Here is a 15132-nt window from a genome sequence, read left to right as displayed (position 1 = left end):
TCGGGTTCCGTATAGACCTTGCACGGTCCCCGCACTACGCGCGATAATGGCACGGTATGTTGAGCAGGGCTCACCGTGCGGTGGGGAACTATCGGCGTGTGCGGGCGTTTTGGTGTGGTTTTCCGATCAATCCCACCAGAAGTTCCACCAATGGCCTGAAACCATTGCTGCGGCCAAGGCGGACAATGTCCCGGTCCCCTGATCCACGATGTCGGGGCAATACCGGTAAATCTCCTTGGCCGTTCCAAGCGCCGCATCCCGTGACGCAGGTGGAGACGCCACATGCACGTCCATGCGGTCTCCAGTCATGCCGACGAGTTCGGCACCGAACCGGTCATGCCATTGGCGCAGCGCTGCGACATGGTACTCGGGCGGCGGGCACGCGTTCCAATTGCCCCAGCGCAGGTAAGCTGGAACTTCCCAGCCGTGCTGGGTGGGAATGAAGAGAACGTGGACTTTCTCAAGAGGCTGGCCGTTCAAGATGTCTATCGCGGCGCTCACACCGAACGCGTCAGGGACAGACGTGACGGTCTGGGGCCATTCTCCCGCTTGTGCAGTCAAGTCTTCCGGCTGATAGGCTCCTGACCATTTTCCGAGATCAGCGGGAAACCGGAGCGACCGGGCCTTGTCCAGGATTTCCGCAGGGGTATCCGGAGGTGGCGGAGCATAGCCGGGAGTGGAAGGAAAGACGGCAGGATCGTCGGCTGAACTGCTCGGCTACGCGTTCCAGATCTTCGTCACTGCCGATGATGACGGGCCAGCCCTTGTCCAGAGCTTTGAGGCCATGCCATTCCTGATAGGCGTTGTGCCCGGGAATTTCGGTTCGTTCGTAGGGCAGCGCGGCCATCATGCTCGCATACATGGCTTCTGCGTCCGCCCGGCGTTCGGGAGGGAGCATGCTGAAATCCCGTTGCACGGTTGGCGTTCCTTTCAGCGCTGCCGGAAGGGCGATGGCTGATGCCGTGAGGCCGCCGATGAAGTTCCGCCGGTTCAGCATGGCAGCCACCCGCGAAGCTCAAAACTGCCGGATCACGTGGAGGAACTCTTCCCCATACGTATCCAGCTTGCGCGCGCCGACGCCGCCGATATCGCCCAGTTCGGCAAGTGACGACGGCCGGGCCTGCGCCATTTCGCGCAAGGTGGAATCGTGGAAGATCACGTAAGGCGGCACGCCCGCGTCCTTCGCCAGATCGCGGCGCAACTCGCGCAGGGCGTCGAATAGCGGATCGCCCACCGGGTTGGCGCTGTTGTCTGCCCCGCCCCGGCGGCGGCGTTCCTTCTTGGGCGGGCGCACGATCATCATGCTGGCCTCGCCCTTCAGGATCGCGCGGGCATCGCCGCCTAGCGCCAGCCCGCCGTGATCGGTGGGCACGAGGCTGCCACGGGCCTGCAAGGCGCGCGAGACGGCTTTCAGCAGCGGCTTTTCCTCCTCGCGCAGGATGCCGAAGACGGAAAGCTGATCGTGCCCGCGCTGGAGCACGCGATCATCGCTCACCCCGGCGAGCACTTTTTCCAGATGGCCCAGGCCATAGCTCTGCCCGGTGCGATAGACTGCTGAGAGCAGCTTCTGCGCGATCGTGGTGGCATCGATCACATCCGCCGGTTCGAGGCAATTGTCGCAATTGCCGCACCTGGCAGGCGGCTCCTCGCCGAAGTGGCGCAGCAGCACGGCGCGGCGGCACTCGGCGGTCTCGACGAGACCGGCCAGCGATTCGAGGCGCTGGCGCTCGCTCTGCTGGCGCTGCGGATCGACTTCGGACAAGCGCTGGCGGGCGCGGGCGAAATCGTCCGCCCCCCAGAACATCACCGCGACCGAAGGGTCGCCGTCGCGCCCGGCGCGGCCGGTTTCCTGATAATAGGCCTCGATCGACTTGGGGATGCCCGCGTGGGCGACGAAGCGCACGTCGGGCTTGTCGATACCCATGCCGAAAGCGACAGTGGCGACCATCACCATGTCCTCGCTGGCGACGAACGCGGACTGGTTGCGCGCGCGCACGTCCGGTGCGAGCCCGGCGTGGTAAGGCAGGGTGCGGCGGCCGGTGGCCTGGCCCAGACTTTCGGCCAGCTGCTCGACGCGGGCGCGGGTGGGGGCATAGATGATGCCGCAGCCGGGATTCTCGTCGATCACCGCTTTCAATTGCCGCATCGTGTTGTCGCGCGGGCGAATCGCGTAGCGGATGTTCGGGCGGTCGAACCCGGCGACGATCAGCCCGTCCTCGGCAATGCCGAGCTGGGCGAGGATGTCGGTGCGGGTGTGGTGATCGGCGGTGGCCGTCAGCGCCAGGCGCGGGACGTGCGGGAAGGTGTCCAGCAGCGGTTTCAGCAGGCGGTAGTCGGGCCGGAAATCGTGGCCCCATTCGGAGACGCAGTGCGCCTCGTCGATGGCGAACAAGGCGATGCGGGCCTGCGAGAGCAGTTCGCGGAAATGCGGCTGGCTGGCGCGTTCGGGGGCGACGTAGAGCAGGTCCAGCTCGCCGGCGCGGAAGCGGTCCATCGTCTCGCCCCGGTTCTCGTCCGCGCTGGTGAGCGTGGCGGCGCGGATGCCGTTGGCCGTCGCCGAGCGGAGCTGGTCGTGCATCAGCGCGATCAGCGGCGAGACGACCACGCACGTGCCCGGCAGCAGCACGGCGGGAAGCTGATAGGTCAGCGACTTGCCCGCGCCGGTGGGCATGACGGCGAGCGCCGACTGCCCCTGCAGCACGCGGCCCACCACCTGATCCTGCACCCCGCGAAAGCCGGGAAAGCCGAAGACGTCGTGCAGCGCCTGCGACACCGCCTCGGCTGAGGGCGGCTCTGCCGGAGTCTGATCTATGTCCGGGGCATAGGCATCGAGCATGCCCGCGTCCGGCTCACCGTAGAAAGTGGTTTCGAAAGGCCAGTCGTCGTCGTTCACGCGCGGCACTATGGCAGAGACAGGGGCAGGCAGGAAAGCCCGGCGGCCACGGGTTACACGGATTTCATCGCCGAGGGCTCCCCGCGCGGTATGGTAACTTTCCCGTTCGCATTTGCCCGGTAGCACGCCATGTGGCGGGTTTAAGGGGATGTTCGGGCGGCTCTGCCATACAGTGTGCAATCGATTGAAAAGATCGGTGCAGATATGGGACGGGAGCAGGAATCCATGGGATGCATGATGCGCGATGCCTTGGTGCGATTCGAGGAATTTCAGGCCGCCTCGCTTCACGAGCGCGAATTCGTGGAGATAGCGCGGGTGCTCAAGAGCCTGGCCGGAGAGCTGGGGCTGCAGAACGATCCTGTGCTCGATGAACTGGCTAATCATGGTGTCGGCGCGGCGCTGGATCTGCTGTGCCGTGCCTCGGGTTCGAACGTCAGCGGCGCATACGTTCGCCACCGGTCCCGCTGACGTGCGAAGCATGCGGGAGTGCCTCCGGTTGCCCGGGCTTCCGCGAGCCCGGAACCGGTCCGTATGCTTTGCCGGCGCCGCTCCGTGTCCCCTTAGCGTGAGCGGCGCCGCTCGATTCCGGTGCTAGAGCCAGATGGGATTGGCAGGCACATCCGCGCTGAACATGTTGAGGTACTGCACCAGCCGGGGCTTTTGCGAGCGGTTGGGGCTGGCATCGTGCGGCAGGGCGTGGTGCCAGATGACGAGATCGCCCGCACCCGCGGGAATGGGGCGGGCCTGTGCCGTAAAGTCATGGCTGCGCGGGTCTTCCCGGCCTTCGCCGTCCAGCCAGCTATCGATCGTCCGGTGGAATCCCGGCACTACGCGCAGCGCGCCCTGATCCGCTGCAGTATCGGTCAGATAGAGGATACCCTGCGTTCCGAACGGAATGGGCCGGGCAAGGCTGACATCCCAGTGAATGCCGCCGCCGCGATAGCCGTGCCATTTGGTAACAGGCGGGTTGAAACCCAGCCGGTCGATGGTGGGCCACAGGTCCGCCGTGCCCCAGAGCTGGGCGAAGGCCTTGAACGCTCTCGCGCTGCGGCGCGCGGGTTCCATCGCCGGGTGATGATAGAGGTTCACCCAGATGCCTTCGGTTTCGGCGCAGGGCCAGCTCGCCGGATCGCGAGGGCTGGCGTTCAGCGCTTCCCATAGCGCGCGCTCGGCAGCGGCCGCCTCGTCCGGAGAGATCGCACCGGGCACTACGATGAAACCGTGCTCGTCCCAGTGCGCGAGGTCTTCTGAGGACAGCACCGCGGCCATGGCATCGATGGCGTCCAGCGTGGCGCGGGTCGTGGAGGGCAGAGGTGCCCCGCCGCGCCAGGCGTGATAGCGCGCGATGCGATCAGTGTCCGGCGCTCCGGCGTTTGCGGCGATCCAGCCGCAGAAGGCCGGGAAGTCCAGTTCCGTGTTGTAGAGGGCGGACAAAACCTCGCCGATGCCGATTCCCAATGCGGACAGCATGACCTTGTCCGCATGGGATTCCTCCGGCGTTGCCCTGCGCCCTTCGCGGCCGCGTGTCCAGAAATCCTCCAGGCCGCGCACGGCGGCGAAGGAGAGGTCCGGAGCGCGTGTCACCCGATCAGTCCAGATTAGGCCGGAGCCAGCGCTCGGCCACTTGCAGGTCCACCCCGCACCGTCCGGCGTAGTCTTCGAGCTGGTCGCGGCCGATGCGGGCGACGCCGAAGTACTGGCTTTCCGGATGGGCGAAGTAGAAGCCCGAAACCGCCGCCGTCGGCAGCATGGCCTGGCTTTCGGTGAGCACGATCCCGGCATTGTCCTGCGCTTTCAGCAGATCGAACAGGACCGGCTTCAGCGAGTGGTCCGGGCAGGCCGGATAGCCGGGTGCCGGGCGGATGCCGCGGTATTCCTCGCGGATCAGCGCTTCGTTGGTGAATTGCTCGTCCGGTGCATAGCCCCACAAGGTGGTGCGAACATGGCTGTGCAGGCGCTCTGCGAAGGCTTCGGCGAAGCGGTCGGCCAGGGCTTTGAGCAGGATGTCCGAATAGTCGTCATGCTGCGCCTTGAAGTGTTCGAGGTGCGGCTCGATGCCGTGAATGCCCACGGCGAAGCCGCCTAGCCAGTCGTCCTGCGTATCGACGAAGTCCGCCAGGCAGAAGTTGGCGCGGCCGCGCGACTTCTTGAACTGCTGGCGCAGGAACGGCAGGCGCGTTCCGTCTTCCAGCAGAATATCGTCGCCCTCGCGATGCGCCGGCCAGAAGGCGCAGACGCCCCGGGCGGTGAGCCACTTTTCGGAGACGATCTTGTCCAGCATCGCCTTCGCATCGGCGAAGAGATTGCGCGCGGTCTCGCCCACCACCTTGTCTTCGAGGATGGAGGGATAAGTCCCTGCCAGTTCCCAGGCGCGGAAGAAGGGCGTCCAGTCGAACGTTCCGGCGAGATCGGCGAGATCCCATCCCTCGTAGACGTGCAGGCCCGGCTGCACCGGCGCGGGGGCTTTCTGCGCGAAATCGGGGGCATAGGCGTTGGCGCGGGCCTCGGCGATCGGCAGCAGGTCGGACTGGCCCTTGCCCTCGCGCGCGATGCGCACCTTTTCGTAATCGATCGCGACCGACTGCTTGAAACCGTCCGCCTGCGTGTCCGAAAGCAGCTGCGAGGCGACGCCCACCGCGCGGCTGGCATCCAGCACGTGGACCACGGTGCCTTCGTAGGCCGGATCGATGCGCAGCGCGGTGTGCACCTTGGAGGTGGTGGCGCCGCCGATCAGCAGCGGGATCTGCATCTCCGCGCGCTGCATTTCCTCGGCCACCGTCACCATCTCGTCGAGCGAGGGGGTGATGAGGCCGGAGAGGCCGATGATGTCCACGTCTTCCTTCTGCGCGGTTTCGAGGATCGTCGCCCAGGGCACCATGACGCCGAGGTCGATCACTTCGTAGCCGTTGCACTGCAGCACCACGCCGACGATGTTCTTGCCGATGTCGTGCACGTCACCCTTGACGGTAGCCATGATGATCCGGCCTTTGGCCTTGGCGCCTTCCTCCTTTTCCGCCTCGATGAAGGGGATGAGGTGGGCGACCGCCTTCTTCATCACGCGCGCCGATTTTACCACTTGCGGCAGGAACATCTTGCCGCTGCCGAACAGGTCGCCGACGACGTTCATGCCGTCCATCAGCGGGCCTTCGATCACTTCGATGGGGCGGCCGCCGCGCTCGGAGATCATCGCGCGGGCTTCTTCGGTATCCTCGACGATATAGGCGTCCATGCCTTTCACCAGTGCATGTTCGATGCGCTTGATGACGTCCCAGCCGCGCCATTCCTCGGCGGCCTTTTCCTCGGCGACGGACTTGCCCTTGAAGCTTTCGGCCAGCTCGATGAGCCGCTCCGTGGCGTCAGGACGGCGCATCAGGATCACGTCTTCGCAGGCATCGCGCAGGGCGGGATCGATCTGGTCGTAAACGTCGAGCTGGCCGGCGTTGACGATCGCCATGTCGAGCCCGGCGGGGATCGCGTAGTAGAGGAACACCGAGTGCATCGCCCGGCGCACCGTCTCGTTGCCGCGGAAGGAGAACGAGAGGTTGGACAACCCGCCGGAGAAGTGAACGTGCGGGCAGGCCTCGCGGATTTCCTTCACCGCCTCGATGAAGTCGAGTGCGTAGCGGTCATGCTCCTCGATGCCGGTGGCGACCGCGAAGACGTTGGGGTCGAAGATGATGTCCTCGGGCGGGAAGCCGATGCCGGTCAGCAGTTTGTAGGCGCGGGTGCAGATGTCGATCTTGCGCTGCTTGGTGTCCGCCTGCCCGGTTTCGTCGAAGGCCATGACGACCACGGCGGCGCCATAGGCCATGCACTTGCGCGCCTGTTCGAGAAACTGCGCTTCGCCTTCCTTCATTGAGATCGAATTGACGATCGGCTTGCCCGAAACGCACTTCAGCCCGGCTTCGATCACCTCCCACTTCGACGAGTCGATCATTATCGGCACGCGGGCGATATCGGGCTCGGCGGCGATCAGCTTGAGGTAAGTGGTCATGGCTTCGACCGCGTCGAGCAGGCCTTCGTCCATGTTGACGTCGATCACCTGCGCGCCGTTCTCCACCTGCTGGCGGGCGACTTCGATGGCGGTGGGATAGTCGCCGGCCATGATCAGCTTCTTGAAGCGGGCCGATCCGGTGACGTTGGTGCGCTCGCCGATGTTGACGAAGCGGGCAGAGGAAGGAGTCGCGGTCATGGGTTTTCTCGTTATGTCAGTTGGCCAGCGGGCGGGCGAGAACGAAGTCGTCGTATGTCTTGCCGCCGACGACAAAGCTGCGGGTGCCGATCGTCTCGAAGCCGTGCTTGCGGTAAAAGGCGAGTGCGCGGTTGTTGTCCTGCTTCACGCCCAGCAGCAGCCGGGCCGCGCCCTGTGCCGCTTCGCAGACCCGGCGCATCAGCGCGCTGCCGATCACCGTGCCGTGAAAGCGTTCCAGCACATAGATGCGCTTCAGTTCCAGATCGCCGGGCTGCGCCTGGTCCAGCTCCGGCGCGCACAGCAGGGCGTAACCGATCGGGGCGTGGCCGGGCTCGACTTCGGCCAGCCAGGCCCGCGCGCCCTTTTCGAACAGCGCGCGATAGGTGCCGGCGCTCAGTTCGCGGCCGCAATGCGAGACGATCGCCCCGCCATCGACCACTCCGGCGAAGCTTTCCAGAAAGGTTGCCCCGGAAATGAGCGCGAGCGCATCGGCATCGTCCGGGCCGGCGCTGCGAATGCGCCAGATGGGCGTGGCTTCCATCGCGGTATCCTGTTTCAGGCCGCCATGGTGAAGGGTTCGAGGCCCGCCAGCCGCGTCACCGGCTCCAGCGCTGGCACCTTGCGCGGTTCCACGCCGGTGACGGCCTTGGCCATGGCGGCGATATGCGCGGGCGTGGAGCCGCAGCAGCCGCCCAGCACGTTGACCTGTCCGGCGATCGCCCATTCCTTCACGAACCCGGCGGTGGTGTCGGGCATTTCGTCATAGGCGCCCAGTTCGTTAGGAAGCCCGGCGTTGGGATAGATCATGATCAGCGTGTCGGCGATTTCCGACAGCACCTTTACATGCGGGCGAAGCTGGGTGGCGCCGAACGAGCAGTTGAGACCCACCGTCACCGGCTTGGCATGGCGCACCGCATGCCAGAACGCCTCGACCGTGTGGCCCGAGAGGTTGCGGCCCGAAAGGTCGGTCAGCGTCATCGAGAGCATGATCGGCACTTCGCGGCCCAGCTCGGTTTCGAGCTGCTTGACCGCCATGATCCCGGCCTTGGCGTTGAGCGTATCGAACACCGTCTCGATCAGGATGAAGTCCGCCCCGCCTTCGACGAGGGCGGCGGCCTGTTCCTTGTAGACATCGACCAGCGTGTCCCAGTCGATCTCGCGGTAGCCCGGATCGTTGACGTCGGGGCTGAGCGAGAGCGTCTTGTTGGTGGGGCCAATGGCACCGGCCACAAAACGGGGCCGTCCGTCCTTGGCCTGGAACTCGTCGGCCATGCGGCGGGCGAGCTGGGCCGAGGCGACGTTGATCTCGCGCACCAGATGCTCGGCGCCATAGTCTGCCTGGCTGATGCGGTTGGCGCTGAAGGTGTTGGTCTCGGCGATGTCCGCCCCGGCCTCGAAATAGGCGCGGTGGATCGCCTCGGGAACTTCGGGCTTGGTCAGCGCCAGGATGTCGTTGTTGCCCTTCTGGTCGTGGCTCAGGCCCAGGTCACCGGCATAGTCCGCTTCGGCCAGCTTGAAGTTCTGGATCTCGGTGCCGAAAGCGCCATCGGTGATGAGGATGCGCTTGGCCGCCTCGGCAAGGAACGTTTCGCGGGCGCTCATGCAGCATTCTCCACAGGGTTCGTGACAGGTTTCGTATTCGGGCGCAGGCCGAGAAGCTGGCAGATCGCATATGCCTGCTCGGCCTTGTTGAGCGTATAGAAGTGAAAATCGCGAACGCCACCGTCATAGAGACGTTTGCACAAGTCCGCGGCGGCCACGGCGGCGACCAGCGCGCGCGGGCCGGGGCGCTCGTCCAGTCCTTCGAACATCGCTTCCAGCCAGCCGGGGATCTCGGTATTGCCCGACATGCGGCGGATCGCGGCAAAGCTTGTCACCGGCATGATGCCCGGCAGGATCGGCGCGGTGATCCCGGCTGCCAGCACTTTGTCGAGGAAGCGGAAATAGGCGTCGGTCGAATAGAAGAACTGGGTGATCGCGCGGCTGGCCCCGGCGTCGATCTTGCGCTTCAGGTTGTCGAGATCGGCCTCAGCGCTCAACGCTTCGGGATGGACTTCGGGATAGGCGGCCACTGAAATGTCGAAATCGTGCCGCGCCGTGAGCCCGGCCACGAGGTCCGCCGCGCTGGTATAGCCTTCAGGATGGGGCACGAACTTGCCGCCGTCCGCCGGGGGCGGATCGCCGCGCAGCGCGACGATGCGGCGCACGCCCGCGTCCCAGTACTGGTCGACGATCTCGGCGATCTCGGCCTTGCTCGCGCCCACGCAAGTCAGATGCGCGGCGGGGACCAGGCCGGTCTCGCGGATGATGCGGGCCACAGTGGCATGGGTGCGTTCGCGGGTGGTGCCGCCCGCGCCATATGTCACGGAAACGAAGCTGGGTGCCAGCGGGGCGAGCTGCGTGATCGCATCCCATAGCTGGGCTTCCATCTTCTCCGATTTGGGCGGGAAGAATTCGAAGGAGACGGATATGTCGCCTGGCATTTGCCCGAATAGGGGAAGTTCGGCCGGTCTTGCAGCAGCAGTCATGCGGAAGTCGTCTTTCGTGTTGCAGTGTTCGTGCCGGTGTCGGCTGGCGGCGTGGCGCAATCGCGGCGCGCCGTCCAGATCTTCACGGTCAGCGGATTGCCCGGAAGCGCGCATGGCGTTTCCGGCGCCAGTCCCGCTTCGCTGAGCAGCGTGAGCATCTGTTCGTCGGAAAAACCCAGGCGGGCATGGGCGTGGCGTTCGCGCAGTTCCTCGCGGTCGTGCGCGGCGAAATCGACCACCGCGATCCGGCCCGACGGGCGCAGCACGCGCGCCGCCTCGGCCAGCACGGCGCCCGGGTCCTGTGCATAGTGCAGCACCTGGTGGAACAGCACGGTGTCGAAAGCTGCCGCGCCGAACGGCAGCCCGGTGAAATCGCCCTGCACGAGATCGACCTTGCTGGCGGGCAGGGACTGCAGCCGGGCGCGGGCGATGCGCAGCATCTCGGGGCTCTTGTCGAGCGCGGTGACGTGGGCGGCGCGCTCGGAAAGCAGCTCCGCCATCCGGCCGGTGCCGGTGCCGATGTCCAGCAGGCCGCCGAGACTTGCGCCGTTGAGCGCTTCCAGCAGCGCGGCTTCCACCGGTTCGTCGGCACCGTAGAGCAGGCGCAGAGTGTCCCATTCCTGGGCATGGCGGGCGAAATAGGCCTCGGCGCTGGCTTCGCGGCTGGCGCGAATCGCGGCGAGATGGCGGCGGTCCTCGCTGCAGCGCGCGGCAAAGGTGGTGTCCTCCTGCTCCGCGACGTTGAGCAGCCGGGCTGCGGCGGCGGCCAGCGGCTGGGCGGACTGTTCGCCGATGGCGCTGCGCAGGAAGACCCAGCTGCCTTCCTTGCGGCGTTCGGCCAGCCCGGCGTCGCACAGAATACGGATATGGCGGGAGACGCGCGGCTGGCTCTGTCCGAGCACCTGGGCAAGCTCTCCCACGGCCAGTTCCATGTGGGCCAGCAGGCGCATGATGCGCAGGCGCGTCGGCTCGGAAAGGGCGCGCAAGAGGGGGTCTATCCGCATGCCAGATCATATAAAGATATCTTTATATGTGTGCAACCCCAAGGAAATCGGCGGCTTTCCGCTCTCTCACTTCCTGTTTGCGTTGCACCATTGTCTCGTCTAAAGAATGGCCCCGCAGGCTTGCCTGCAAGCGTTGGCCTATGCGCCAAACAATGCAAGGGGATTCGCATGAAGAAGATTGCTTTCGCCGCGTTCGCGTCGGCTGCCGCTCTGTCGCTCGCCGCTTGCGGTGGGACTCCGGCTCCGACCGAGACCGAGTCGGTTGAAACCGCTCCGGAAGAAATGATGACCGGTGACGCCACCGACATGCCCACCGAGGCAGCGTCCGAGGCGATGTAATCCGGCCTGGGGGCCGCCGCATGTCATAGCGGCATGGGCGGCCCCCGCCGCTTTCCATTCCCCGGTTTGCCGGGTGAAATGGAAAGTCCGCCGCAAGGCGGACGAAAGCCCTCCCCAGCGGGAGGGTTTTTTGTATCTGCCGTCTGCGTGGCCGGCCTGGCCCGTTTGCCATTTTGTTTGGTTATGCGGGCATTTGGGGCGGGTTTTCATTTGCAACGCTGTTTGGCGGCGGGCATCAAACCGCCATGCCCGATACGCTGAAGATTGCCCTCGCCCAGCTCAACCAGTCGGTGGGGGATATTCCCGGCAATGCCCAGAACGTGCTGGAGGCGCGGCAGCGGGCGCGCAGCAGCGATCTGATCGTTTTTCCCGAACTCCACCTGATCGGCTATCCGCCCGAAGACCTGATTCTCAAGCCCTCGCTGATTCAGCGCGCCGCCGCCGAACTGCAGAAACTGGCCGAGGCCAGCGCGTCGGACGGCCCGGCAATGCTTGTGGGCTCCGCTTTCGTGCTCGATGGCGCGCTGCACAACGGGGTGGCCCTGCTCGATCAGGGGCGCGTCGCGGCGGTGAGGCTCAAGCACGAGCTGCCCAATTACGGCACGTTCGATGAAATGCGCCTGTTCCAGCCCGGCCCTCTGCCGGAGCCGGTTATCCTGCGCGGCACGATGATCGGCGTGCCCATCTGCGAGGATATCTGGCAGCCCGAAGTCTGCCGCCACCTCGCCGATTTCGGGGCCGAGATGTTCGTGTGCATCAACGGCAGCCCCTACGAGATCAACAAGGATGCGCTGCGCATCGAAGGCGTGGCCAAGCGCCGCGCGGTCGATACCGGGCTGCCGCTGGCCTATCTCAACCGCGTGGGCGGGCAGGATGAGCTGGTGTTCGACGGGGCGAGCTTTGTGGTGAACGGCGATGGCGGGCTGGCGGTGCAATGCCGGGATTGGGAAGAGCAGGTCGTGGAGACGGCCTGGACCAAGACCGCGCAGGGCTGGCGCTGCGACCGGGGCGCGGTGGAGCCGCTCGCCACCCACCCGGAGGATATTTATTGCGCGATGGTGCTGAGCCTGCGCGACTATGTGAACCGCAATGGCTTCCCGGGCGTCGTGCTAGGCCTGTCGGGCGGGATCGATTCGGCGGTCTGCGCGGCGATTGCCGCCGATGCGCTGGGGCCGGAGCGGGTCTGGGGGGTGATGATGCCCTCGCGCTTTACCAGCCAGGAAAGCCTCGACGATGCGGAAGCCTGCGCCGATGCGCTGGGCATCCGCTATACGGTAATGCCGGTGGGGGCGGCGGTCGATGGCTTCGATGCCATGCTGGGCGAGGCGTTTGAAGGCACCAGCCGGGACGTGGCCGAGGAAAACCTGCAATCGCGCATTCGCGGCACCGCGCTGATGGCGCTGTCCAACAAGTTCGGGCCGATGCTGATGAGCACGGGCAACAAGAGCGAGATGAGCGTGGGCTATGCCACGATCTACGGCGATATGGCGGGCGGCTACAATCCGCTGAAGGATGCCTACAAGACGACCGTTTTCGCGCTCGCGCGCTGGCGTAACCGCCATGCGCCGCGCATCGGGCTGGGCCCGTCCGGGACGGTCATCCCAGAAAACGTGCTGACCAAGCCGCCGACCGCCGAACTGCGCGCCGATCAGCGCGATTCGGACAGCCTGCCGCCTTACGACGTGCTGGACCCGATCCTCATCGGCCTGGTCGAGAACGACAAGAGCGTGGAGCAGGTGGTGGCCGAAGGGTTCGCGCGTGAGACCGTGCAGCACATCGAACGCCTGCTGCATCTGGCGGAATACAAGCGCCGCCAGGCCCCGCCGGGGGTGAAGCTGACGGCCCGCAATTTCGGGCGCGACCGCCGCTATCCGATCACCCACGCCTTCCGCAGCGCCTGACAGGAAGGAGGAAGGCTGCGACTCGCCTGCCGTTCCGTGAAGAAAGGGCTTGCAGGCCAAACCGGTAATTGTTCCGGCTTGGACGGACAAAAGAGACAAACCGTGCTGTCCATGCGTTTGGCGGCGGAGTTTCAAAGGATTTAAAAGCTCAGTCTAACTTGAAGTTCACTCCTCCAGAGTTAGGTTTACCTTATCGGGAACAATCCGGGGTCGAACACAACATGGAATTGAGTCGCCGTCTTTTCGTCGGCGGGGCGCTTGCCGCTTTGGCGAGCGGGCCTGCTTCGGCAGCCGTTGCCGGATCGCATAGCAAAGCCATCAAGGCACTCGTGCCTGCCGTGCCGAAAGCGGCAAACCGGCCGCCGTTGCTGACAAAGGCGCTGGCCGCGCTCGATGCGCATGGATCGCGTGTCGGCAGCCGCGAGCGCGTGGGGCTGGTCGATTTCGCCGAGCATTCGAGCAAGAAACGCTTCCAGATCGTCGATGTCGCGAACGGCCGGATCGTCGGCTCCTATCTCGTGGCCCACGGCCGGGGATCGGACCCGCGCCACACTGGCTGGGTCGAGCGGCTGTCCAACCGGCCGGGGTCGAATGCCTCCTCGGCGGGCAGCTTCGTTATCGCCAACCGTTATTACGGCAAGCATGGCGCCTCGCGGCGGTTGATGGGGCTCGATCCGCAGAACAATCTGGCGCTGGAACGTGCGATCGTCATCCACGGTGCGGCCTATGTTAACCGGAGCCTGATTCATTCGCAGGGGCAGATCGGCCGCAGCCTCGGCTGCTTTTCCGTGGAGCGCAGCCAGATTGCCGGTGTGCTGGAGCATCTCGACGAGGGCTGCCTGCTCTACGCGTCTCCGCCGCGCGCCTGAAGGACCGTTTCGAAAGCCTCTGCGGGCCGAACCCTTTGACGCGGGCGCGCGCGCGCCGTAATCGCGCGCCATGACTGTTACCCGCTTCGCCCCTTCGCCCACCGGGCACCTGCATGTCGGCAATATCCGCACGGCGCTGCACAACTTCCTGCTGGCGAAACAGGGGGGCGGGCGCTTCGTGCTGCGCATCGACGATACCGACGCCGCGCGCAGCCGCGAAGACTATGTCGAATCCATCCGCGCCGATCTCGCCTGGCTGGGCCTCCATCCGGAAGGGGAAGAACGGCAGTCGGCCCGTTTCGATCTATACGAAGGCGCATTCGAACGGCTGAAGGCCGCCGGGCGCATCTATCCCTGCTGGGAAACGCCGCAGGAGCTGGAACTGAAGCGCAAGGTTCTGCTCGGGCGCGGGCTGCCGCCGATCTACGACCGCGCCGCGCTCTCGCTGAGCGAAGAGGACAAGGCGGCGAAGCTGGCGGCGGGAGAACTGCCGCACTGGCGCTTCCTGCTCGATCGCGAGGAACCGATCGAATGGACTGACGGCATCAGGGGCGCGCAGCATTTCGATCCGGCGATGATGTCCGATCCGGTGATCCGCCGCGCCGATGGATCGTGGCTCTACATGCTGCCCTCGGTGATCGACGATATCGCCATGGGCGTGACCGACATCCTGCGCGGCGAGGACCATGTTTCCAACACGGCCACGCAAGTCCAGATGTTCACCGCGCTGGGCGGCGCCGTGCCGCGTTTCGCGCACGAGGCGCTGCTCGTCGGCACCGAGGGCAAGCTGTCCAAGCGGCTGGGCTCGCTGGGCGCGGCGCATTTTCGCGAGGCGGGGATCGAGCCGCAGGCGCTGGTGGCGCTGCTTGGGCGGCTGGGCACCTCCGATCCGGTGGATCCGGCGCTGGGCCTCGCCGAGCTGGCCGCGCATTTCGATCTTTCCCGCTTCGGCCGCGCGCCTGCCCGTTTCGACGAGGCGGAGCTGGAGCGCGTGAATGCCGCCATCGTTCACGCCCTGCCTTTCGCGGCGGTGGCGGACCGTTTGCCCGAAGGCATGGACGAAGCGGCATGGGAAGCGGTGCGGCCCAATCTGACGCATGTGCCCGAAGCCGCCGACTGGTGGCGGGTGGTGACGGGCCCGGTCGCGGCACCTGCCTTCGCCGATGAAGACCGCGCCTATCTGGTGCAGGCCGCCGAAGCGCTGGCCGAACTGGAATGGGGCGCGGATGTGTGGAAAGCGCTGACCGGCGCGCTCAAGGCCGCCACTGGGCGCAAGGGCAAGGCCCTGTTCCTGCCGCTGCGTCAGGCGCTCACCGGCATGGACCACGGCCCCGACATGGGCGCGCTGCTTCCGTTGATCGGGCGCGAGGCGGCGGAGGAACGGCTGCGCGCGGCGGGTTGACCGC

Annotated in this window: 14 protein-coding genes; 5 read left to right on the top strand and 9 right to left on the bottom strand. The window is 65.9% G+C overall.

Going from position 1 to position 15132, the window contains the following annotated elements; genetic code table 11:
- Nucleotides 1-126: 126 nt before the first annotated feature.
- From MTR66_RS09415 to recQ, 3 genes are all read right to left on the bottom strand, one after another.
- The gene (locus MTR66_RS09415; RefSeq protein ID WP_243920146.1) at nt 127-480 is read right to left on the bottom strand and encodes a DUF4253 domain-containing protein; all 354 of its coding nucleotides are present in this window, start codon (nt 478-480) and stop codon (nt 127-129) included.
- A gap of 118 nt (nt 481-598) precedes the next feature.
- Nucleotides 599-997 (bottom strand): hypothetical protein, encoded by a 399-nt coding sequence (locus MTR66_RS09410; RefSeq protein ID WP_243920144.1) that lies wholly within the window; start codon nt 995-997, stop codon nt 599-601.
- An 18-nt stretch (nt 998-1015) separates the two neighbouring features.
- Nucleotides 1016-2893, bottom strand: a complete 1878-nt coding sequence (gene recQ / locus MTR66_RS09405; RefSeq protein WP_243920141.1) for a DNA helicase RecQ — start codon at nt 2891-2893, stop codon at nt 1016-1018.
- Between the two features lie 204 nt (nt 2894-3097).
- Here recQ and MTR66_RS09400 point away from each other — a divergent pair, with 204 nt between their 5' ends.
- On the top strand, nt 3098-3361 hold the full coding sequence (locus tag MTR66_RS09400; RefSeq protein WP_243920139.1) for a hypothetical protein: 264 nt from the start codon (nt 3098-3100) through the stop codon (nt 3359-3361).
- 123 nt (nt 3362-3484) lie between these two features.
- Here the strand turns inward: MTR66_RS09400 and MTR66_RS09395 are convergent, their stop codons facing one another.
- From MTR66_RS09395 to MTR66_RS09370, 6 genes are read right to left on the bottom strand one after another with little or no spacing between them, the layout of a single operon-like run.
- Entirely contained in the window at nt 3485-4477 is a 993-nt protein-coding gene (locus tag MTR66_RS09395; RefSeq protein WP_243920138.1) for a phytanoyl-CoA dioxygenase family protein, read from the bottom strand.
- 4 nt (nt 4478-4481) lie between these two features.
- Nucleotides 4482-7085 (bottom strand): methionine synthase, encoded by a 2604-nt coding sequence (gene metH / locus MTR66_RS09390; protein ID WP_243920136.1) that lies wholly within the window; start codon nt 7083-7085, stop codon nt 4482-4484.
- Between the two features lie 16 nt (nt 7086-7101).
- On the bottom strand, nt 7102-7626 hold the full coding sequence (locus MTR66_RS09385) for a GNAT family N-acetyltransferase (RefSeq protein ID WP_243920134.1): 525 nt from the start codon (nt 7624-7626) through the stop codon (nt 7102-7104).
- A gap of 14 nt (nt 7627-7640) precedes the next feature.
- On the bottom strand, nt 7641-8687 hold the full coding sequence (locus MTR66_RS09380) for a homocysteine S-methyltransferase family protein (protein WP_243920132.1): 1047 nt from the start codon (nt 8685-8687) through the stop codon (nt 7641-7643).
- Nucleotides 8684-9613 (bottom strand): methylenetetrahydrofolate reductase [NAD(P)H], encoded by a 930-nt coding sequence (gene metF / locus MTR66_RS09375; protein WP_243920123.1) that lies wholly within the window; start codon nt 9611-9613, stop codon nt 8684-8686. Before metF ends, MTR66_RS09380 begins: the two co-directional genes overlap by 4 nt.
- On the bottom strand, nt 9610-10617 hold the full coding sequence (locus MTR66_RS09370) for an ArsR/SmtB family transcription factor (protein WP_243920121.1): 1008 nt from the start codon (nt 10615-10617) through the stop codon (nt 9610-9612). The genes metF and MTR66_RS09370 overlap by 4 nt, the downstream gene beginning before the upstream one ends.
- A gap of 168 nt (nt 10618-10785) precedes the next feature.
- Between MTR66_RS09370 and MTR66_RS09365 the strand changes: the two genes are divergently transcribed.
- From MTR66_RS09365 to gltX, 4 genes are all read left to right on the top strand, one after another.
- Nucleotides 10786-10956 (top strand): hypothetical protein, encoded by a 171-nt coding sequence (locus tag MTR66_RS09365; RefSeq protein WP_243920107.1) that lies wholly within the window; start codon nt 10786-10788, stop codon nt 10954-10956.
- 245 nt (nt 10957-11201) lie between these two features.
- A complete protein-coding gene (locus MTR66_RS09360) occupies nt 11202-12857 on the top strand; it encodes an NAD+ synthase (protein ID WP_243920105.1) in 1656 nt (551 codons plus the stop codon).
- A 221-nt stretch (nt 12858-13078) separates the two neighbouring features.
- Entirely contained in the window at nt 13079-13726 is a 648-nt protein-coding gene (locus MTR66_RS09355) for a murein L,D-transpeptidase catalytic domain family protein (protein WP_243920103.1), read from the top strand.
- Nucleotides 13727-13796: 70 nt separating this feature from the next.
- A complete protein-coding gene (gene gltX, locus MTR66_RS09350; RefSeq protein WP_243920101.1) occupies nt 13797-15128 on the top strand; it encodes a glutamate--tRNA ligase in 1332 nt (443 codons plus the stop codon).
- Nucleotides 15129-15132: the final 4 nt, after the last annotated feature.

It is taken from the genome of Novosphingobium beihaiense (assembly GCF_022832375.1).
GTDB classification, from domain to species: Bacteria; Pseudomonadota; Alphaproteobacteria; order Sphingomonadales; family Sphingomonadaceae; genus Novosphingobium; species Novosphingobium beihaiensis.
The sequence above is the reverse complement of the archived record's forward strand: the minus strand, read 5'-3'. Positions and strand labels throughout refer to the sequence as shown.